The sequence below is a fragment of the Methylobacterium sp. 092160098-2 genome (assembly GCF_028920805.1).
Classification (GTDB): domain Bacteria; phylum Pseudomonadota; class Alphaproteobacteria; order Rhizobiales; family Beijerinckiaceae; genus Methylobacterium; species Methylobacterium fujisawaense.
Genome location: NZ_JAQPZJ010000001.1, coordinates 1,479,937 through 1,499,986, shown reverse-complemented (window position 1 = coordinate 1,499,986; position 20,050 = coordinate 1,479,937). Strand labels below are relative to the sequence as shown.

17 protein-coding genes are annotated in these 20,050 nt (G+C 69.9%); 7 read left to right on the top strand and 10 right to left on the bottom strand.

Features of this window, described 5'->3' with window-relative positions:
* Positions 1-181: 181 nt before the first annotated feature.
* Complete coding sequence (locus tag PQI07_RS07005; RefSeq protein WP_043357428.1) at positions 182-1,669, top strand: sensor histidine kinase; 1,488 nt, start codon at positions 182-184, stop codon at positions 1,667-1,669.
* Between the two features lie 93 nt (positions 1,670-1,762).
* Here PQI07_RS07005 and bioB read toward each other — a convergent pair whose 3' ends face one another.
* Entirely contained in the window at positions 1,763-2,776 is a 1,014-nt protein-coding gene (bioB, locus tag PQI07_RS07000) for a biotin synthase BioB (protein WP_043386070.1), read from the bottom strand.
* A 513-nt stretch (positions 2,777-3,289) separates the two neighbouring features.
* On the bottom strand, positions 3,290-4,174 hold the full coding sequence (locus tag PQI07_RS06995) for a fumarylacetoacetate hydrolase family protein (RefSeq protein WP_274926338.1): 885 nt from the start codon (positions 4,172-4,174) through the stop codon (positions 3,290-3,292).
* Between the two features lie 413 nt (positions 4,175-4,587).
* Between PQI07_RS06995 and PQI07_RS06990 the strand changes: the two genes are divergently transcribed.
* Positions 4,588-5,901: an OmpP1/FadL family transporter gene (locus PQI07_RS06990; RefSeq protein WP_274927690.1), complete on the top strand. Its 1,314-nt coding sequence runs from the start codon at positions 4,588-4,590 to the stop codon at positions 5,899-5,901.
* A gap of 82 nt (positions 5,902-5,983) precedes the next feature.
* On the opposite strand, the gene PQI07_RS06985 is transcribed toward PQI07_RS06990, so the two are convergent.
* Complete coding sequence (locus PQI07_RS06985; RefSeq protein ID WP_274927689.1) at positions 5,984-7,765, bottom strand: PHA/PHB synthase family protein; 1,782 nt, start codon at positions 7,763-7,765, stop codon at positions 5,984-5,986.
* 216 nt (positions 7,766-7,981) lie between these two features.
* Here PQI07_RS06985 and PQI07_RS06980 point away from each other — a divergent pair, with 216 nt between their 5' ends.
* From PQI07_RS06980 to PQI07_RS06965, 4 genes are all read left to right on the top strand, one after another.
* Positions 7,982-8,359: a hypothetical protein gene (locus PQI07_RS06980; RefSeq protein ID WP_236952783.1), complete on the top strand. Its 378-nt coding sequence runs from the start codon at positions 7,982-7,984 to the stop codon at positions 8,357-8,359.
* Positions 8,360-8,479: 120 nt separating this feature from the next.
* Complete coding sequence (locus tag PQI07_RS06975; protein WP_043357422.1) at positions 8,480-9,697, top strand: LL-diaminopimelate aminotransferase; 1,218 nt, start codon at positions 8,480-8,482, stop codon at positions 9,695-9,697.
* 134 nt (positions 9,698-9,831) lie between these two features.
* On the top strand, positions 9,832-10,044 hold the full coding sequence (locus PQI07_RS06970; protein ID WP_020090818.1) for a hypothetical protein: 213 nt from the start codon (positions 9,832-9,834) through the stop codon (positions 10,042-10,044).
* A gap of 113 nt (positions 10,045-10,157) precedes the next feature.
* Entirely contained in the window at positions 10,158-10,517 is a 360-nt protein-coding gene (locus PQI07_RS06965) for a hypothetical protein (protein WP_274926337.1), read from the top strand.
* 21 nt (positions 10,518-10,538) lie between these two features.
* On the opposite strand, the gene PQI07_RS06960 is transcribed toward PQI07_RS06965, so the two are convergent.
* Entirely contained in the window at positions 10,539-10,877 is a 339-nt protein-coding gene (locus PQI07_RS06960; protein ID WP_043385613.1) for a DUF3140 domain-containing protein, read from the bottom strand.
* Positions 10,878-11,076: 199 nt separating this feature from the next.
* On the opposite strand from PQI07_RS06960, the gene prfB reads away from it, so the two are divergent.
* Positions 11,077-12,205 (top strand): peptide chain release factor 2 gene (gene prfB / locus PQI07_RS06955; RefSeq protein ID WP_100794053.1). Its coding sequence is split into 2 segments (ribosomal slippage): positions 11,077-11,145 and positions 11,147-12,205, totalling 1,128 coding nucleotides; the frame shifts between segments, so codons are not numbered across the junction.
* Positions 12,206-12,423: 218 nt separating this feature from the next.
* Here the strand turns inward: prfB and ggt are convergent.
* The 6 genes from ggt to PQI07_RS06925 form a co-directional block, all read right to left on the bottom strand.
* Complete coding sequence (ggt, locus tag PQI07_RS06950) at positions 12,424-14,025, bottom strand: gamma-glutamyltransferase (RefSeq protein ID WP_274926336.1); 1,602 nt, start codon at positions 14,023-14,025, stop codon at positions 12,424-12,426.
* A gap of 196 nt (positions 14,026-14,221) precedes the next feature.
* Positions 14,222-15,145: an ABC transporter ATP-binding protein gene (locus tag PQI07_RS06945; protein WP_043357401.1), complete on the bottom strand. Its 924-nt coding sequence runs from the start codon at positions 15,143-15,145 to the stop codon at positions 14,222-14,224.
* Positions 15,142-16,170: an ABC transporter ATP-binding protein gene (locus tag PQI07_RS06940; RefSeq protein ID WP_043385608.1), complete on the bottom strand. Its 1,029-nt coding sequence runs from the start codon at positions 16,168-16,170 to the stop codon at positions 15,142-15,144. Before PQI07_RS06940 ends, PQI07_RS06945 begins: the two co-directional genes overlap by 4 nt.
* Positions 16,167-17,081 (bottom strand): ABC transporter permease, encoded by a 915-nt coding sequence (locus PQI07_RS06935; RefSeq protein WP_043760181.1) that lies wholly within the window; start codon positions 17,079-17,081, stop codon positions 16,167-16,169. Before PQI07_RS06935 ends, PQI07_RS06940 begins: the two co-directional genes overlap by 4 nt.
* A gap of 214 nt (positions 17,082-17,295) precedes the next feature.
* Positions 17,296-18,240, bottom strand: a complete 945-nt coding sequence (locus PQI07_RS06930; protein WP_043385603.1) for an ABC transporter permease — start codon at positions 18,238-18,240, stop codon at positions 17,296-17,298.
* Positions 18,241-18,253: 13 nt separating this feature from the next.
* Entirely contained in the window at positions 18,254-19,741 is a 1,488-nt protein-coding gene (locus PQI07_RS06925; protein WP_179697647.1) for an ABC transporter substrate-binding protein, read from the bottom strand.
* Positions 19,742-20,050 lie beyond the last annotated feature (309 nt).

The window sequence follows — 20,050 nt, the reverse complement described above, 5'->3', positions numbered from 1 at the left end:
CCGGCTGTGTTTTTCCGTGTCTGAGGGCACATGCAACCGCCTGCGGGTGGATATCGTATAGTGCTCACTGCCGAGAGCCTGTATTGCCGCCTGCGAATCTGTGGCTTGCGAACATGTATCCCGCGAAGGCCGGACCCGGCTCGAGCTTTCTCAATCCGCCCTCCGCCGATCCGAATCCGCGATGCCCGCGCGGAGCGTGACCGGCGTGTCCGTCGAGTCCGATGAGGCCGCGGCACCGGCGATGCCGGCGTCCGCCCCGAGCCGCGATCTGCCGGAGCGGCGCACGGCCCGCCTCGGCCTGTCGGGGCGGCTGTTCCTCGTCACCGTCGCGTTCGTGGTGGTGGCCGAGGTGCTGACCTATGTGCCGGCGGTGGCCAATTACCGGGTCGAGTGGATGTCGGACCGCCTGGCGGCCGCGCAGGTCGCCGCCCTGGTCCTCGACGGCCGGACCGGGGAGCCGGTCTCCGAGGCGCTGGAGAGCCGGCTCCTGGCCGGGGTGAATGCCCGGGCGATCGCGGTTCGCGGCGGTGGCGCCCAGCGCCTGCTCGCCATCGAGCCCATGCCCGAGCAGGTCGCCGACATCGTCGATCTGCGCGACGTCACAGCGCTGTCGGCGATCCGGGGGGCGTGGCGCACCCTTGTGGCGCCGGTCCGCGAGCCGATCCGCGTGATCGGGGAGGGGGGAATCGGCTTCGACCGGGTCGAGATCCTCCTCGACGAGGCGCCGCTGCGCACCGCCATGATCGACTATGCCCTGCGCCTGCTGGTCTCCTCGCTGATCATCGCGGCCGCCGCGGCGGGCCTCGTCTTCGTGGTGCTGCAGGTGCTCATCGTGCGGCCGGTTCGGCGGCTCGCCACGAGCATCACGGTCTTCGCGGACGATCCGGAGGATGCGGGGCGGATCATCGCCCCGTCCCGCCGCAGCGACGAGATCGGCCAGGCCGAGCGGGCGCTCGGGCGGATGCAGCGCAGCCTCGCCGACCAGCTCCGCCAGAAGCGGCGGCTCGCCGAACTCGGGCTCGCCGTCAGCAAGATCAGCCACGAGCTGCGCAACCTGCTGACCGGCGCGCAGCTTCTCGGCGATCGCCTGGAGGGTACCGAGGATCCGACCGTTCAGCGTGTGGCCCCGCGCCTCGTGGGGACGCTGGCCCGGGCGATCCGCTTCTGCGAGGCGACGCTCGCTTACGGGCGCGTCTCCGAGCGGACGCCGCTCCTGGCCAGCACGCCGCTGGCGCCCATCTTCGCGGAGCTTCCGGATCTCGCCGCGCTGGCGGCGCATCCGGTCTCCGTGGAGGTCGCGGCGGCCGACCTGAGCGTGCAGGCCGACCCGGAGCAACTGGCGCGGGCGCTGGCCAACCTCGTCCGCAACGCCGTGCAGGCGCTCGACGGGGCCGCCGTGCCGGAGGCTGCGGTCCGCGTCGTGGCCTCCCGCGGGGCGCCGGGCCGGATCACGATCCTGGTCGCCGACAACGGCCCCGGCCTGCCGGCGCGCGCCCGGGAGAACCTGTTCGCGCCGTTCCAGGGCTCCATGCGCTCCGGCGGCACGGGGCTCGGCCTGCCGATCGCCGCCGAGCTGATCGGGATCAACGGCGGCACGCTCACCCTCGATGCCTCCGAGGCCGAGGGGCTGAGCGGCGCGCGCTTCCGGATCGTCCTGCCGGAGGGCTGACGAGATCGGCCGTGGGCGGCGGCCGTCACCACCCCATCAGCGCGCGCGGCAAGGTCCCAGCGGCAAGGCGCGAGCGGAAAGGCGTCCGTGGGCCTATTCCGCCGCGGCCCGGACCGGTTCGCCGACCCGGATGCCGAGGTCGGCCAGCAGGGCCGCGTCGTCGTCCTGCCCGTTATTGGCGGTGGTAAGCAGCCGCTCGCCGTAGAAGATCGAGTTCGCGCCCGCCAGGAAGCACAGCACCTGCGCCTCACGGGTGAGGCTCTTGCGGCCGGCGCTGAGACGGACCCGGGATCGCGGCATCACGATCCGCGCCGTGGCGCACATGCGCACGAGATCGAACGGATCGACCGCCGGCTGGTCCTCCAGCGGAGTACCGGGCACCGCCACCAGGGCGTTGATCGGCACGCTCTCGGGATGGGGGGCGTGGTTGGACAGCACCTGGAGCATCGCGGCGCGGTCGGTGACGCCCTCGCCCATCCCGACGATGCCGCCGCAGCACACGCCGATCCCGGCCTCGCGGACATTCGCGAGGGTCTGCAGGCGTTCGTCGTAGGTCCGGGTGGAGATGATGTCCTCGTAGAAATCCGGGCCGGTGTCGAGGTTGTGGTTGTAGGAGGTCAGCCCGGCCTCGGCGAGCCGTCCGGCCTGGGAGGGCGTGAGCATGCCGAGCGTCACGCAGGCTTCCATGCCGAGGCCGCGCACGCCACGCACCATGGCGAGAACCGCGTCGAACTCGGGCCCGTCCTTGGGCTGGCGCCACGCGGCGCCCATGCAGAAGCGCTGGGCCCCCGCGGCCTTGGCGGCGGCGGCCTCGGCCAGCACGGTCTCCACCGGCATCAGCCGCTCGCGGGCGACGCCTGCGCCCTTGTGGTGGGCCGATTGCGGGCAATAGGCGCAATCCTCCGGGCAGCCGCCGGTCTTGATGGACAGGAGCGACGCCCGCTGGATGTCGGCCGGGTCATTGTGCCGGCGGTGGACCTGCGCCGCCCGGAACACGAGGTCCATCAGCGGCAGGTCGTGGATCGCGCGGATCTCCGCGACGCTCCAGTCGTGGCGGATGTCGCCGAGGTCGGGCTGCGGGGAACCGGGAAGGGAAGTCGCGCTCATCCGGTGTTTGAGCCGGATCGGCGGACAGAAATCAAGCGGGCCGGGCGCCCGAACTCCCCGCGGACGGATCGGTCTGGACTTCGAGGCCGTGCCAACCGAGGCCGCGCGACGTCTCGCGGCCCGGTATCCGGGGGAGGGCCGTGCCCGTGCCGGTCCCGCTCGACGCCGCTCGTGAGACCGTCCGGCTGGCAGGACGCCCGCCCGGTCAGCGATCCAGTCTGATCGGAGGCCCCAAGGATCCGGCCGCTGGCCCCGACCAGGCGCGCGAGGCGATTGGGCTGCGCCGCGATCCACCGGATCCGGTCGGGCTCGTCCCGCACCGCCTGCTTGACGGTGTCGGCCCGGATCTCGATCGCCTTGCGCGTCGGCGGCTCGGGTTCCGACCCTGCGCGCGGGCCTGCGGACAATCCGATGTCGCAGTCTTGTCCGGCCGAAGCGCGGGACGATCACCGATACCGGTGTCTGTTCCTGGAACCGGCACCACCGCCCGGATGCGGGCGGCGGCGCGGCCAGTCAGTCCGTCGGCTCGCCGGCGGAGACCTTGGCGGTCCAGTCGTCGAAGGCGATGACCTGCTGACGCTGCTCGCCGAGCCGGTCGATCCGCAGGACCATCTCGTCCCCGGCCTTGAGGTAGCGCGGCGGCTTCATGCCGAGCCCGACGCCCGGCGGGGTGCCGGTGGTGATCACGTCGCCCGGCTCCAGCAGCATGAAGTGCGACGTGTAGGCGACGAGCTGGGGAACGTCGAAGATCATCGTGGCGGTGGAGCCGGTCTGACGGCGCTCGCCGTTCACGTCGAGGCTCATGGCGAGGTTCTTCAGGTCGGGAATCTCGTCCAGCGTCACCAGCCAGGGGCCCAGCGGCCCGAAGGTCGGTGCGCTCTTGCCCTTGGTCCAGGTCGGACCGCGGTTCATCTGCCATTCGCGCTCGGAGACGTCGTTGCAGATGCAGGCCCCCGCCACGTAGCTCAGCGCCTCGTTGGCGTGGACGTAGCTGGCGCGCCGCCCGATCACCACGGCGAGTTCGACCTCCCAGTCGGTGCTGTGCGACCCCTTGGGGATGATCACCGTGTCGTTCGGCCCGCACAGGCTGGACGGCGCCTTGTTGAAGATGATCGGCTCGGCCGGGATCGGCGAGCCGGTCTCGGCGGCATGGTCGGCGAAGTTCAGGCCGATGGCCACGACGTTGCGGGTGCCGCCCACGCAGGGGCCGAGGCGCACGTCCGGCGGCAGATTCGGCAGGGTCTCGGGATCGAGGGCGCGCAGGCGCGCCAGCGAATCGGGCGACAGCGCCGGCCCGGCGATGTCCCGCACGATGCCCGAGAGGTCGCGCAGGCCGCCTTTCGCATCCACGAGGCCGGGCTTCTCGTCGCCGCTCGGGCCGTGCCGGAAGAGCTTCATGGCCGCACTCCTCATCCTTCCCTGTGCCGGTCTGCGCCGGACGCCGGGACCATGGCCGGGCCTCGACCCGGGTGCAAGGCCGGCGGTCCGCACGCAGCGCCCCGCCGGGTGTCGCAGCCAAGCAACAGGCCTGCAAAAAAGTTCATGGTCTGATGATAGTGGATCTATTGTTCAGGGCACGGCGCAAGAGGAAAAGTTGGGTGCGTAATTATCGAAAACAGGTCTTCGCCGGGCATCGGCCCCGATGAGACAATGCATCCTGATGCCTCTACGGATCTTCTTTTCGCCTCCTGAGGCCGTCCTGGTCATTGCGGTTCAGTCCCCGCAACCGGCACCATGCCCGAAAGGGTGCCACCTGATGAAGCTCTAACAATCCTCGGCGCCCGCCAGAACGACAACGCTTGGGGGACGAGATGGGCGGAACGGTGCGCGCTGCAATGCTGGCGGCGACGGCAATGATCCTCGGTGCCGGGCAGGTTCAGGCTGGGGCGTTCGGTCTGCGGGAGCAGAGCACGCAGGCGCAGGGGCTGGCGTTTGCGGGTGCGGCCTCGGGATCGGGCGGCGTGTCGTCGATGTTCTGGAACCCCGCGACCATCACGATGAACCCGGGCTTCGTCGCGGAGCAGAACTTCACCTATATCGGCCTGTCCTCGGAGATCCGCCCGGCGCCGGGCAGCAATCCGGGCTTCGCGCGGCTGGGCGGCTCGGGCGAGCTCGGTCAGGGCGCCCTCGTGCCGGCGGGCGCGACCTCGTACCAGCTGAACGACCGCCTGTGGCTCGGCCTCTCGACCGGCGCGCCCTTCGGGCTCGTGACCAAGCCCAACCAGGTCTGGGCCGGGGAGGTCTACGGACGCTCGTCGCGGATCTTCTCCCTGGCGATCAACCCGGTGATCGGCTTCAAGGTCAACGAATGGCTGTCGATCGCGGCCGGGCCGAACATCGAGTATTTCCGCCTGACCCTGCGGCAGGCGCTGCCGGTCCCGGGCCTCCTGCCGACCGCCTATCCGAGCTCCTTCCTCAAGGGGGAATCCTGGGGGGTGGGCTTCACCGCGGGCGCCACGCTGACGCCCCGCGACGGGACCGTGCTGGGCATCGGCTACCGCTCCTCGGTGCACCACGACATCGACGGCTCGATCGGCGTGCCGCTGCTCGCCCTGGCCCCGCTCGCCGGCCAGGTCCGGGCGAGGCTGAACACCCCCGACAAGCTGAGCGTCGGCCTGACCCAGGCGGTCTCGCCGGTGGCGCGGGTGAACCTCGGCTTCGAGTGGGACAACTGGTCGAGGCTCGGGACCATCGGGATCGTGTCGAAGACCCTCGGCCTGCCGGTGAACACCCTGCCGCTCAACTACAAGGACGGGTTCACCTACGCGATCGGCGCCGAGTACGACGCCTCGCCGAACCTGACGCTGCGCACGGGCTTCGCCTACGAGACCTCGCCGATCGACTTCCGGAACCGTTCGGTGCGGCTGCCGGACGGGGATCGCTACATCGCCTCGGTGGGCGCCAGCTACCGCTGGAGCCGGCAGCTGACGCTGAACCTCGCCTATTCGCACTTCTTCCTGGACCGGTCGCGGATCCTGGCGGGCCTCGGCCGCGACTACAACGTCGGCAACATCGCCTTCGCGGGGGTGGTGGATTCCAGCGCCGACATCGTCTCGGTGGGCTTCCGCTACGTGTTCGGCGCGCCGCCCGCCCCCGCCCCCGCGCCCCTCGTGCGGAAATGGTGATGCGCCTGCGCGGGGCGCCCGGCTCCCCCGGGCGATCCGCGACGGGCGGTGCCCCGCTCCGGTTCGCCGCGGATGGCGCGCCTCAGGCCCGCATGCGCACGTAGGTCCCCGGCGCCGGGCCGAGGGATTGGAGCGCATCCCCGCCGGGTTTCCGGGCCGGCACCCGCTCCGGCGCCTGCGCCTCGATCCACTGGAACCAGTACGGCCACCACGAGCCCTTGGTCTCGACCGCGGCGCTGATCCAGTCCTCCAGCGTCCCCTTGACCGGGCCGCCGGTCCAGTAGCCGTATTTCGGCTTGGACGGGGGGTTGATCACGCCGGCGATATGGCCCGATCCCGCCAGCACGAAATCGACCTTGCCGCCGAACACCTTCGAGCCCTCGAAGACCGAGAGGGCCGGCGCGATATGATCCTCCCGGGTTGCGAGGTTGAAGATCGGGACCTGCACCTTCTTGAGGTCGAGGCGGACGTTGCCGAGCACCATCCGTCCCTGCGCCAGCGTGTTGTCGAGGTAGCAGTTGCGCAGATAGAAGGAATGATTGGCCGCTGGCATCCGCGTGGCGTCGGAATTCCAGTACAGCAGGTCGAAAGCCGAGGGCGATTTGCCCTTGATGTAGTTGTTGACGATGTAGGGCCAGATCAGGTCGTTCGGCCGGAGCATGTTGAAGGCGTTCGCCATCCGGGCGCCCTCCAGGTAGCCCTGCTCGGCCATCCGGGCCTCGACCTGCCGGATCTGCTCCTCGTCGGCGAAGACCTTCAGGTCGCCGGCATGGGTGAAGTCGACCTGCGTGGTGAGCAGCGTCGCGCTCTTGATCCGCCGGTTTCCGGTGGCGGCCTGCATGGCCAGCGTCACGGCGAGCAGCGTCCCGCCGACGCAGTAGCCGGCCGCCGTGACCTCGGTCTCCCCGGTGGCGACCCCGATCGCGTCGATGGCCGCCTCGATCCCCTCGCGCATGTAGGACTCGAAGTCCTTGTCGGCATGCCGGGAATCCGGATTCACCCACGAGATGCAGAAGACCGTCAGGCCCTGGTCGACCATCCACTTCAGGAAGCTCTTCTGGGGATTGAGGTCGAGGATGTAGAACTTGTTGATCCAGGGCGGAACCATCAGGAACGGGCGCCGCAGCACGGTCTCGGTGGCGGGCGCGTACTGGATCAGCTCGATCAGATCGTTGCGGAACACTACCTCGCCGGGGGTGACCGCCATGTTGCGCCCGACCTCGAACCCGCTCGGGTCGGTCTGGCGCACGCGCAGATGTCCGCCGCCCGCCTGTAGATCCTCCTCGTACATCTTCAGGCCGCGGACGAGGTTGGCGCCGTTCTCCTGGAGGGTATGGCGGATCAGCTCCGGGTTGGTCGGCAGGAAGTTCGACGGCGAGAGCATGCTGGTGAGCTGGCGCAGGTAGAATTGCGCCTTGTGGCGCGTGTGCGCATCGAGCCCCTCGGCCTCGTCCACGAGGCTTTCGGCCCAGCGGGCGGCGAGCAGGTAGGCCTGCTTGATGAAGTCGAAATACGGGTTGGTCGACCACTCGGCATGGGCGAAGCGCGCGTCCCGGGGCTCCGGAAGAACCACCGGGTCGGCGGGCTGGCCCTGCAGGCGCAGGTAGGTCGAGCCCCAGAGCGACAGGAAGGCCTGCGACAGGCGGGCCTGGGCCTCGGCGCTCCGCTTCGGGTCGGCGAGCCAGGTCTCGGCCACCTGTCCGAGGACCTTGGCGGCCTCGTTCATCTCGCTTCCGGGGGCGCCTCCCTGTCCCTCGGGCCCGAGGGCGCGGGCGATATTGCGCCCCATCGCCTCGACGAACTGTCCGGCATTGCGGGACAGCGCCTCGAAATCCGGCATCGGAGCAGCCATGCCGTCCGGCATCGCGCCGTTCGAGACCGACTTCGGAGGGGCGGTCCGATCCGGCGCCTGCGGACTCGTCAAACGTGCCTCCCTGTGTTTCGTCTGTCGACCCGATCGCGCGGGCCTCGTTTCCGACAAAATAAGGAGCGAGCCAGAGCTTTCGCCACCCCGGTTGCGGACGTCGCCGAAACATCCGGCCGTTCTTTTCAAACCCATGTGACGATGGATCGTGCCATTTTGAACCCTGTCGCCCGCATGTCCCGCAGCGTGCCGCTGATCCGCACGGCCGGCCTCGGGCTGCTGGTCAGCCTGCTCGGGGCCTGCTCGGGCGACGTCGTCCGCTCGCTGGCCTCCGATGCAGGCTACGGGCCGCGGACCGTCGCCGCGCCGGATTTCGTCGCGGAATCCCGCAGCAAGGCGCAGCCCGACTTCATGCCGGTGGGCGTCGACGCGCCGAAGCGCCCGGTCCGGGCCAAGTCGGTCACCGGCCAGAAGGCCCTGGAGGCGGAGCTGGAGAGCGCCCGCGGCCGCAACGAGGTCCGCGGCCGGGCGGCGGCGAGCGCCGGGCAGGGCGCTGCGGCCACCATCAAGCCGGCCCCGGCGCCGCCGCAATAGCACCGATTTGAGCACCGATTTGTGGGTCGGCGGCGGCCCGCAACTCTGCTAGAGCATGGGGTTCGCGCGACCGGCCCAGACGAAAGACGCCAGATTCGGGACGCGCCGATGGACACGCCCATGACCGACTTCCACCGCATCAAGCGACTGCCGCCCTACGTCTTCGAGCAGGTCAACCGGATCAAGGCCGCCGCCCGCGCGCAGGGCGCCGACATCATCGATCTCGGGATGGGCAATCCCGACCTCGACGCCCCCAAGCACGTGATCGCCAAGCTGTGCGAGACGGCCGGGCGGCCCCGCACCGACCGCTACTCGGCCTCGAAGGGCATCGCGGGCCTGCGCAAGGCCCAGGCCGGTTACTACCAGCGCCGGTTTGGCGTGACCCTCAACCCCGACACGCAGGTGGTGGCGACGCTGGGCTCCAAGGAGGGCTTCGCCAACATGGCTCAGGCGATCACCGCCCCGGGCGACGTCGTGCTGGTGCCAAACCCGAGCTACCCGATCCACGCCTTCGGCTTCCTGATGGCCGGCGGCGTCATCCGCTCCGTGCCGGCCGAGCCGACCCCGGCGATGTTCCCGGCCCTCGAGCGGGCCATGCGCCACTCGATCCCGAAGCCGGTCGCCCTGGTCGTCTGCTACCCGTCGAACCCGACCGCCTACGTGGCGAGCCTCGACTTCTACCGGGATCTCGTGGCCTTCGCGAAGCAGCACGAGCTGATCCTGCTGTCGGACCTCGCCTACGCGGAGGTCTATTTCGACGACAACCCGCCGCCCTCGGTCCTGCAGGTGCCCGGTGCCATCGACTGCACGGTGGAGTTCACCTCGCTGTCGAAGACCTACTCGATGGCCGGCTGGCGCATGGGCTTCGCGGTGGGCAACGAGCGCCTGCTCGCGGCGCTCACCCGGGTGAAGTCCTACCTCGATTACGGCGCCTTCACGCCGATCCAGGTCGCCGCGACCGCCGCCCTCAACGGGCCGGACGACTGCATCCACGAGATGCGCAGCATCTACAGGAAGCGCCGCGACGCGCTGGTGGAATCCTTCGGCAAGGCCGGCTGGACCATCCCGTCGCCCGCCTCCTCGATGTTCGCGTGGGTTCCGATCCCGGAGCGCTACCGGGAGATGGGCAGCCTCGAATTCTCCAAGCTGCTGCTGGAGAAGTCGGATGTCGCGGTGGCGCCCGGCATCGGATTCGGCGAATTCGGCGACGAGTATGTCCGCATCGCGCTGGTCGAGAACGAGCAGCGCATCCGGCAGGCCGCGCGCAACATCCGCCGGTTCTTCGACGGCACCGACAAGACCCTGCACAACGTCGTGCCGATGGTCCGGGCCGGCTAGCCGACCCCGCGCGGATTGTTGCCGCGGGGCGACAGGCTCCGCCAAAGGCGCCGACGCCCCGCGCCGGCGCTTGTCAGGACGGATCGCGATGGCCAGGGTCAGGTGCGGGGGTCCTCCCGCGTCCCGAGTGTCGCATGCGCCGCCTGAACCTGATCGCCGCCCTGCTGCTCGCCGCCGCGGCCTCGGCCTGTGCGCCGAACCCGATCATCGCCCGGGATCCGATCCCCGCGCCCGGCCCGGCGGACGTGTATGCGTGCGACTCGAAGCCGTTGCCGGTCAACGCCTTCACGACGGATTGCCGGCCCGTGCCGGCGAGCCCGCAGGTGGTCCTGCGCGCACGCGGCTGATCCGCGCCGGCATTTCGGTAACCGGTCGATTCGGATGGGCCGGACAAGCCGCCCGCGATCAGCTAGACTGTAGGCCAGATGCCGGACCGGCCGGCCCCCTGACGGAGCATCGCGTGAGCACCAAGACCCTGATCGCCGCCGGACTGCTCGCCCTCCTGGCGGGGCAGGGCGCCTCGGCCTCCGACGTCGCTTACCCGCCCGCGCCGTACCAGCCCCGCGCCTTCGTGTTCACCGCGCCGAACGGGCCCACCGTTCTCGAGACCGAGGGGTGCTGCCAGGTGGTGGTGCCGCCGGGCCGTCCCGATCTCGCGCAGCCCGCGGTCCCGGTCGCCGAGGTGATGAACGGCGGCGGTTTCGGCTATACGGGCTTCGACTATTACAACGACCAGATCACCGAGGGCCGGTTCGGCGCGCGCAAGCGGCCGAAGGAGTACGTGATCGCTCCGTCCTACATCGTGCCGCCGCGCTACTGAGCCGCCGGGCGTTCCGGAGCCTCAATCCTTGTGCGGATCGTGGCCCCAATTCATCAGCGACAACCGCCACGGTGAGTCGGGGTCCTTCCGGGCCTCTCCGCCCTGCTTGAGATGGCGGTGGACGTAGCCCACCACCTTGCGCATGGCGGCGTAATCGTCGTCCGTCAGGTCCGCCTTCTTCGTATCCTTGATCGCCAGGATGCGCCGGCCCATCGCGTGGCCGGTGGACTCGCCGCCGCCCTTCTTCTGGCCGACCTCCTTGCTGGCCTCGCTGTCGAGGTGCTTCTTCAGCGCCGCGGGCGTCATGTTGACGGCCTCGTTGAAGTCCGCCCACGTCGCCGCGTGATCGTCGTCCGCCATCCGCTTGCCTCCTGGGCCCTGTCGTTCGTGCCCGACAACGCGCCCGAGGCTTGCCGGCTCGCCTCCTTCCCTGCGGTCGGGCGCCGCACGGGCGGCATGCGACGCGACGCGGAAGCGTTTACAGGCCGGGTCCCGGGGGCTATCACCCCGACCCGACGAGCCTCCATTCTTTCCCCAAACCCCATTCCCGAAAAACCAGATGCGCGCCGAGATCGAGCAAGCCTCGGATGCCGCCAAGCAGTCTATAGGGCTGCTGAGGAGGCATCTTTGACTGGGATACAGTCGATAAACGCCTCGCGGAGCTGAACGCGGCTTCCGAGAACCCCGACCTCTGGAACGATGCCGAGGCCGCCCAGAAGGTCATGCGCGAGCGCCAGCAGCTCGACGAGGCCGTCACGGCGATCAAGAAGCTCGAGCGCGATCTCGAGGACGGCGCCACGCTGATCGAACTCGGCGAGATGGAGGGTGACGAATCCTCGATCCGCGAGGGCGAGGCGGCGATCCTGGCCGTCGAGAAGGAGGCCGCGAGCCGGCAGGTCGAGACCCTGCTGTCCGGCGAGGCCGACGGATTCGACACCTATCTCGAGGTCCATGCCGGGGCCGGCGGCACTGAGAGCCAGGACTGGGCCAACATGCTTCAGCGCATGTATGCCCGCTGGGCCGAGCGTCGGAAGTACAAGGTCGAGGTCGTCGAGATGACCGACGGCGAAGAGGCCGGGATCAAGGGCGCCACGCTCCTGATCAAGGGCCACAACGCCTATGGCTGGCTCAAGACCGAGTCCGGCGTGCACCGTCTGGTGCGGATCTCGCCCTACGATTCCAGCGCCCGGCGGCACACCAGCTTCGCCAGCGTCTGGGTCTATCCGGTGATCGACGACCGGATCGAGATCGAGATCAAGGAATCCGACTGCCGGATCGACACCTATCGGTCGTCGGGCGCCGGTGGCCAGCACGTGAACACCACCGACTCGGCGGTGCGCATCACCCACAACCCCACCGGGATCGTGGTGGCGTGCCAGCAGGAGCGCTCGCAGCACAAAAACCGGGCGACCGCCTGGAACATGCTGCGCGCCCGCCTCTACGAGGCGGAGCTGAAGAAGCGCGAAGAGAAGGCCAACGCCGAGGCCGCGTCCAAGACCGATATCGGCTGGGGTCACCAGATCCGGTCCTACGTGCTGCAGCCGTACCAGCTGGTGAAGGACCTGCGCACCGGCACCCAGTCCACCGATCCGGACGAGGTGCTCGACGGCGATCTCGATCCGTTCATGGAGGCCTCGCTCGCCCAGCGGGTCTACGGCGGTGGTGAGGCGGTCGAGGATATCGACTGATCCGAACCTCCGGGGATCCGAACGATTGTCGTTCCGGTCCCCGGGGCGTCCAATCCGATCACCTCATCCTGAGGTGCCGGAGCGTAGCGGAGGCCTCGAAGGAGGTCTCCGGATACCGTTGCGATTGCGGGAGCTCTCCTTCGAGGCCCGCTGACGCGGGCACCTCAGGATGAGGGCGGTGGGTGGGAAGGCCTTGAGCATCCCACCGGCCAAGCCCCTCAATACCCCAGCGCCGCCCCGTCCTTGCGCGGGTCCGAGCCGGCCGCCAGCGTGCCGGCCTTGCGGTCGATCCAGATGATCTGGCCGCCGCCGAGCGGCAGCGGCGCCCGGATCGCCGGGTGGCCGCGCTCGATCAGCCCCGCCATCACCGCGTCGGAGATCCCGCCCTCGACCTCCAGGGTCCCGCCATAGGCGAAGCTGCGCGGGGCATCGAGCGCCTCCTGCACGTCGAGGCCCCGGTCGATGAGCCCGGAGAGCAGCTCGACATGGCCCATGGCCTGATAGTGGCCGCCCATGACGCCGAACGGCGCGACCGCCTGCCCGTCCTTCATCAGCATGCCGGGGATGATCGTGTGCATCGGCCGCTTGCCGGGCCCGACGCTGTTCGGGTGGCCGCCCTCCGTGCGGAACGACAGGCCGCGATTGTGCAGCAGGACGCCGCTCTCGGGTGCCAGGATGCCGGAGCCGAAGCCCTGGAAGATCGAGTTGATCAGCGACAGGGCGTTGCCGTCCCGATCGACCACGCAGAGATAGACCGTGTCCTTGTGGGCGCGGCCCTCGGCGATCTCCTGCCTGATCTCGGGATAGATCTCCGGCTCGCGGGCCCGGCCCATGTCGATCGCCCCGTGGGCGGCGGCCTTCCAGGCGTCGGAGAGGAGGTGCTCGATCGGCACCTGGGCGAGGGCGGCGTCGCCGAACAGGACGTCGCGGTGATGATAGCCCTGCTTGCAGGTCTCGGCGAAGAGATGCAGCCGGTCGAGGTCCGAGAGGGCGCCGACGTCGTAATGCGTGAGCACGTTGAGCATCATCAGCGCCGCCAGGCCTTGGCCTGCGGGCGGGCACTCGTAGACGTCGTAGCCCCGGTAGCGGGTTGAGACGGGTGTCACCATGTCGGGCCGGGCAGCGGCGAAGTCGTCCAGGGTGTGCAGGCCGCCGAGCGCGTTGAGCCGGCTCACCATGTCTTCGGCCACCGGCCCCGTGTAGAAGCCGCGCGCGCCCTCCTGGGCGATGCGCCGGAGCGTCGCCGCGAGCTTCGGCAGGCGCAGGACGCTGCCGATGGCCGGCACCTGCCCGCCGGGCAGGTAGGTCTCGGCGGCGTGCGGATCGGCGGCGACGCGCTCCGCGCCCCGCTGCCAGTCCCAGCCGACCCGTTGCTGGATCACGAACCCGTCCTCCGCGTAACGGATCGCCGGCTGGAGGAGCTCACCCAGCGAGCGGGTGCCGTGCTCGCGGACGAGCAGGTCCCAGGCTGCGACGGCACCCGGCACCGTGACGGCGTGCGGCGAAGTCGGCGTGATGGCGACGCCGTGCTCGGCGTACCAGTCGGGCGTGGCGGCCGCCGGGGCGCGGCCCGAACCGTCCAGGGCGAGGGGCTTGGTGGCGCCGGCGGGGGCGTAGAGGGCGAAGCAGTCGCCGCCGATGCCGGTCATCAGCGGGTCGACCACGCATTGCACGGCGACCGCCGCGATGCCGGCATCCACGGCGTTGCCGCCCGCGCGCAGCACCTCGATGGCGGCGAGAGTCGAGAGCGGGTGCGAGGTCGCGACGGCGGCGTTGGCGGCATAGACCGGGGAGCGGCCGGGGGCGGAGAAGTCTCTCACGGGATGTCCTGCTGTATGGATCGTCTCGACGAGACGACGCTGCTTGATCCAAAAATCGGCCTGAGTTGCCGGAGCGAAGCGGAGGCCTCGAAGGAGGGCTCCAGGGATCGTGCGGCTCGCTGGAGCCCTCCTTCGAGGCTCGCTGTACTCGCACCTCAGGATGAGGGAGGAGGGTGGGAAAGAGAAAGTGCGCTTGTCACGCGCCCTGACCCTCGGGCATCGCCACCCAATGCCCCGGCGCCACTTCAATGAGCGACCCGTCCGGCGGCTGGTCGTGGCCGGCGAGGTCCCGCGCGGCGAGCCGGGCGCGCTCCTCGGCCGGGTGCGGCACCGGCACGGCCGCGAGCAGGCGGCGCGTGTAGGGATGGCGCGGATCCTCGTAGAGGGCGTCGGCCTCGGCCATCTCGACGATCCGCCCGCGCCAGAGCACCGCGACCCGGTGGCAGAGGTAGCGGACCATCCGGAGGTCGTGGGAGATGAACAGGTAGGACAGCCCCATCTCGTCCTGCAGGTCCTGGAGCAGGTTCACCACCTGAGCCTGGATCGAGACGTCGAGCGCCGCGATCGGCTCGTCGGCGACGATGAAGCTGGGCTTCAGGGCGATCGCCCGGGCGATGCAGATGCGCTGGCGCTGGCCGCCCGAGAACTGGTGCGGGTAGCGCCCCATGAACCGCGGATCGAGCCCGACCCGCTGGAACAGCGCCGCGACGGCCTCACGCCGCTCCGGGCCCCGCATGTCCCGCCGGTGCAGCTTGAACGCTTCGGCGACATAATCCCCAGCGGTCATGCGCGGGTTGAGGGCCGCGTAGGGGTCCTGGAACACGGTCTGCATCCGGGCGCGCATTCTGCGCATCGCCCCCGCCGAGAGCTTGGCGAGGTCGGTGCCCTCGAAGGCGATCGTGCCGGATGTCGGCGGGTTGAGCATCGTCACGGCCCGGCCGATCGTGGACTTGCCGGAGCCGGATTCGCCGACGAGCCCCAGGGTCTCGCCGGGACGGATGTCGAAGCTCACCCCCTCGACGGCGCGGAACACCGAGGCCTTGCCGCCCCACCACGAGCGCAGGGGATAGTGCTTGGACAGGTCCCGCACCGAGACGACCGGATAGTCCTGCGGGCTCATCGCGCGGCCTCCCGGCTCAGAAGCTGCGGCAGGTCGTACCAGGCGGCGACGAGGTGGCCGGGGGCGGCGCCGGGCGCCTGCGCCAGGGGCGGCATCTCGGTCCGGCACCGGGGCGTCGCGTAGGCGTTGCGCGGCGCGAAGGGATCGCCCGGCGGCAGGTGGCGCATGTCCGGGGGCGCCCCCTCGATCTGGTGCAGACGACGGCGCCCAGCCCGGCCGCCGGAGAGGTCCGGCAGGGAGCGCAGAAGCCCCAGCGTGTAGGCGTTGCGGGGATCCGAAAAGATGTCGTCCACCGGGCCGCGCTCCAGGATCCGGCCGGCATACATCACCTGAACGGTGTCGCTGATGCCGGCCACCACGCCGAGGTCGTGTGTGATCCAGATGATCGCCATGCCGAGCTCGCGCTTCAGCTCCTGCACCAGGCCCACGATCTCGGCCTGGACGGTGACGTCGAGGGCGGTGGTCGCCTCGTCGGCGATCAGCAGCTTCGGGCGACAGCTCAGGCCGATGGCGATCATCACCCGCTGGCGCTGGCCGCCGGAGAACTCGTGCGGGTACTGGTCGAGGCGCGCTCCCGCGTTCGGGATGCGGACGAGGTCGAGCAGTTCCTTCGCCCGGACGCGGGCGGCGCGGGCGTCGAGGCCCAGATGGATGCGCAGGGGCTCGATGATCTGCGCCGCTACGGTCATGCCGGGGTTGAGCGAACTCATCGGGTCCTGGAACACGAACCCGATCGCGCCGCCCCGAACCTTTCGGAGTTCCCGCTCCTTCAGGGCGAGGAGATCGCGCCCCTCGAACAGCACCTGCCCGCCGGTGATGCGGCCGGGCGGGCGCGGGATCAGGCCCAGCATGGCGAGCACGTGCACGCTCTTGCCGGAACCCGACTCGCCGACGATCCCCAGGGTCTCGCCCTCGTGCAGGGTGTAGGAGACGCCGTTGACGGCGTGGACCGCGCCGCCGTCGGTGTCGAAGGCGACCGCGAGGTCGCGGACGTCGAGGAGAGGCTTGGTCATGGGCGCTGTCATGTGCGCTGCCTCGGGTCGAGGGCGTCCCGCAGGCCGTCGCCGAACAGGTTGAAGGCGAGGACGGCGAGGAAGATCGAAAGGCCGGGCCAGATCGCCATCCAGGGCGCCTCGTCCATGAAGTTCTTGGCGGTGTTGAGCATCGCCCCCCAGGAGGGTTCCGGAGGCTGCTGGCCGAGGCCCAGGAACGACAGGCTCGCCTCCGCGATGATGGCGGCCGCGATGGTGAGCGTCGCCTGGACGAGGATCGCAGGCACGATGTTGGGCAGGATGTGGACCCGGGCGATCCGCCAGGGCGGGTTGCCCATGGCCCGGGCCGCCTCCACGAACTCCTCCGCCGCCACGGCGCGCACCTGCGCCCGGGTCAACCGGATGAAGGTCGAGGTCGCCGAGAGGCCGATGGCGATCATCGCGTTGACGAGGCTGGGGCCCAGGAAGGCCGCGAGCGCGATCGCCAGGATCAGGAAGGGAATTGCCAGGAGCGCGTCGGTAAGGCGCGAGATCGCCCCGTCGATCCAGCCGCCCGCGTAGCCGGCGAGCAGTCCCAGCGGCAGGCCGAGGGACACCGCCAGCGCCACCGACACGAGGCCGGCGCCGAGGGAGGCGCGGGCGCCGAAGATGATCCGCGAGAGGACGTCGCGGCCGACCTCGTCGCCGCCGAACGGGTGCGCGAGGCTCGGCGCGCCGCGGACGTTGCCCCAGTCGGTGGCGGTGGGATCGTAGGGGGCGATCCAGGGGGCGAAGACCGCCATGAGGATCAGCAGGCCAACGATGATGAGGCCCGCGACGGCGCTCGGGCGCGCCCGCAGGCGCCGCCAGAAGGCCGCGAGGGTGCCGGGTTCCTGGATGAGGGCCGGCGTGCCCGCGGGGGCCGCGAGGCCGGTGGCTTCGGCGATGGGGGTGCCGGTGCTCATCGGGGGCTCGCGGGGTTGGCAGCGATGCGTACGATCCGCGCACACTGCTTTTCAGCGCAGCCCATGATGGTTTCAGGCCGGCCAGTGCGAGATGCGACGCGCTCCCTCTCCCGCTCGGGAGAGGGGACCCGCGCTTCACTCTGTGCACTCAATTGTAACTCCCGAAGTCGCAGCTCTGAAGACTGCGAGAGCGAGGCGCGGGCAATCATTGCGCTCATGCCCGCCTGAGCTTCGGGTTCACGGCGGCCGAGAGCAGGTCGGCGGCGAGGTTGAGGGCGATGTAGGTGGCGGCCGTGCAGATCACGACGCCCTGCACCGTGGCGAAATCCCGGTTGAACACCGCATCGACCATCAGCTTGCCGAAGCCTGGCACGGAAAACACCTGCTCGGTGAGCACCGCCCCCGACAGGAGCTGCCCGAATTCCAGCGCCCCCAGGGTGATGATCGGGATCGCGGCGTTCGGCAGCGCGTGCCGCAGGGTGACCCGCAGGGGCGAGACGCCCTTGGCGCGGGCCGTGCGGACGTAGTCGGAGCCGAGCACGCCCAGCATCGCCGCGCGGGTGTGGCGCATCATCACCGCCGCGATGGCGTTGCCGAGCACGAAGGCCGGCATCACCATGGCGGCGAGGTTGTCCGACAGGCTCTCGAACGGCGAAACGTAGCCCGAGGCCGGCAGCCAGCCGAGTTCCACCGAGAACAGAAGGATCAGCAGGATCCCGAGCCAGAAGTTCGGCACCGAGAGGCCCCACAGGGCGATCCCGTTGGCGATCGTGTCGGCGGCCTGCCCGCGCTTCACCGCCGAGAGCACGCCCATCGGTACGCCGATGGCCAGCGCCACCAGCATGGCGAGACAGGCGAGTTCGAGGGTGACCGGCAACTTCTCGACGATCAGCTCGGAGACCGGCTTCTGCAGCCGGATCGACTCGCCGAGATCGCCCCGCAGCACGCCGCCGGCCCAGTAGGCGTAGCGTACCGGCAGGGGCTCATCGAGGTGGTACTTCTCGCGGATGAAGGCGATCACCTGCGGGTCGCGCTCCTCGCCGGTCAGCGCGGTGGCGACGTCCCCCGGCAGCAATTGCTGCAGGGCGAAGATGATCATCGAGGCCAGGATCAGGGTCGGGATCGCCAGGGCGAGGCGTCGGGCCAGAAATCGAAGCATCAGAGCCGCAGCATCAGTTGAACTTCAGTCCGGTGAAGCGCACGAGCCCGTCCGGATAGGGCACGAAGCCCGAGAGCTTCTGGCTGTAGGCCCAGAGCAGCTTGCGGTGCAGAATGTAGATGCCGGGCCGGTCCTTCAGCACCTGATCGGCCAGGGCCTTCCAGGCGGCCTTGCGCTTGGCCGGATCGATGGTGCCGCGTTCGGCCTGGAGGGCCGCGTCGGCCTCCGGGCTGCAGTATTTGGGATAGTTCAGCGCCGCCTTGCAGGCGAGGAAGCTGTAGGTGTTCCCGTCCGGGTCGGACCGGCCGCTCCAGGAATAGAGCTGCGCCTCGTAATTACCCTTGTCGGCGGCATCGAGCGCCGTGGTGAAGTCCACGGCCTGGATCTTCACGTCGAACCCGGCTTCCTTGGTCATCGCCTGGATCACTTGGCCCACCTGGGGCGACTCGCTGTTGGCGTAGACGGTGAGCGTGATCTGCGGGTTCGGCTTGCCGGCCTCGGCGAGCAGGGCCTTGGCCTTGGCCACGTCCCGCTTCGGGATCGGGTATTCGGCGACGTAGTTCGGGTTCTTCGGGTTGACCCACTGGTTCCCGGCCAGGAACTCGCCGTTGTAGACGACCTGATTGATGGCGTTGCGGTCGATGGCGGCCTCGAAGGCGGCGCGAACCTTCGGGTCGGCCACCGGCGAGCCGGCCTTGTTGGGATTGAACAGGATCTCCTGGAAGCCGAGTTCGGTGGTGGACTCGAGCTTCAGCTTGGCGTCGCGCTTCACCTGCGCAACGTCGGTGGGGGCGAGCCGCTCCAGCAGGTCGAGTTGCCCGGCCCGCAGATTGGTGAGCCGGACCGTGGCGTCTGGGATCGGCCGGAACTCGATCCGCTGGATGTGGATCGCGTCCTTGTTCCAGTAATCGGGGAAGCGTTCGACCACGATCCGGTCCTGCGGCACCCGCTCGACGAACTTGTACGGCCCGGCGCAAACCGGCGCGGAGGCGAACTTGTCGCCGAGCCGCTCGGCGGCCTTCGGCGAGACCATCATGCCGGCCCGGTCGGTGAACTGCGCGAGCAGCGGCGCGAAGGGCTGCTTCAGGTTGATGCGGACGGTGAGGTCGTCGACCACGTCCACCGAGTCGATCGGCGCGATCTCCGACCGGCGCTGCGAGCCCGGCATCGTCCTATGCCGCTCGATGGAGTACTTGGCCGCGGCCGCGTCGAGCTTCTCGCCGTCGTGGAACAGCACGCCCGGACGCAGGTGCAGGGTCAGCGCCTTCTCGTCCGGCGACAGCTCCCAGGAGGTGGCGAGCTGCGGCACCGGCTTCAGGTCCGGCCCGATATCCACGAGCTTGTCACACAGGGCGGCGAAGACCATCCGGCTCGCAAAGGTGCGGGCGAGCGTCGGGTCGAGAGCGTCCGGATCCTCCATCATGCCGTAGCGCAGGGTCTGCGCGGCGGCGGGCCCGGCGAGGGTAAAACCGGCAAGGAGGCAGGCGGCGAGACGCAACATGAGACCAGTCCGGATGCAGGCGGAGAGGGCGGCACGGATCGGCCGCAGCCGATCCGGGAGACGGGCGACACTGTCGCGCAGCCTCCTGGCATGCACAATCCCAGGCAGCATCCATGCCATGCGGCCAATCTGCATCTTGTATTCGGTTTTCCGTGGCAATCTGGCCCGGGCCTCCCGGATCGGGCCGGCGCCGCATCCGATCGGCGCCCCCCGCAGGCCCGGCGCCGACCGCGTCCGCGATGCGAAGGTCCGGCTCGAGAGGGATTGTACAGGGCCCGAGATGGATCCAATTTTATAGATCGCCTGAAC

Bases quoted from the DNA above. Each gene is read 5' to 3' on its own strand.
- PQI07_RS07005 (WP_043357428.1), top strand. From the start codon at position 182: ATGCCCGCGCGGAGCGTGACCGGCGTGTCCGTCGAGTCCGATGAGGCC.
- bioB (WP_043386070.1), bottom strand. From the start codon at position 2,776: ATGAGCGCGACTTCCCTTCCCGGTTCCCCGCAGCCCGACCTCGGCGAC.
- PQI07_RS06995 (WP_274926338.1), bottom strand. From the start codon at position 4,174: ATGAAGCTCTTCCGGCACGGCCCGAGCGGCGACGAGAAGCCCGGCCTC.
- PQI07_RS06990 (WP_274927690.1), top strand. From the start codon at position 4,588: ATGGGCGGAACGGTGCGCGCTGCAATGCTGGCGGCGACGGCAATGATC.
- PQI07_RS06985 (WP_274927689.1), bottom strand. From the start codon at position 7,765: ATGCCGGACGGCATGGCTGCTCCGATGCCGGATTTCGAGGCGCTGTCC.
- PQI07_RS06975 (WP_043357422.1), top strand. From the start codon at position 8,480: ATGACCGACTTCCACCGCATCAAGCGACTGCCGCCCTACGTCTTCGAG.
- PQI07_RS06970 (WP_020090818.1), top strand. From the start codon at position 9,832: ATGCGCCGCCTGAACCTGATCGCCGCCCTGCTGCTCGCCGCCGCGGCC.
- PQI07_RS06960 (WP_043385613.1), bottom strand. From the start codon at position 10,877: ATGGCGGACGACGATCACGCGGCGACGTGGGCGGACTTCAACGAGGCC.
- PQI07_RS06945 (WP_043357401.1), bottom strand. From the start codon at position 15,145: ATGAGCCCGCAGGACTATCCGGTCGTCTCGGTGCGGGACCTGTCCAAG.
- PQI07_RS06940 (WP_043385608.1), bottom strand. From the start codon at position 16,170: ATGACAGCGCCCATGACCAAGCCTCTCCTCGACGTCCGCGACCTCGCG.
- PQI07_RS06935 (WP_043760181.1), bottom strand. From the start codon at position 17,081: ATGAGCACCGGCACCCCCATCGCCGAAGCCACCGGCCTCGCGGCCCCC.
- PQI07_RS06930 (WP_043385603.1), bottom strand. From the start codon at position 18,240: ATGCTTCGATTTCTGGCCCGACGCCTCGCCCTGGCGATCCCGACCCTG.
- PQI07_RS06925 (WP_179697647.1), bottom strand. From the start codon at position 19,741: ATGTTGCGTCTCGCCGCCTGCCTCCTTGCCGGTTTTACCCTCGCCGGG.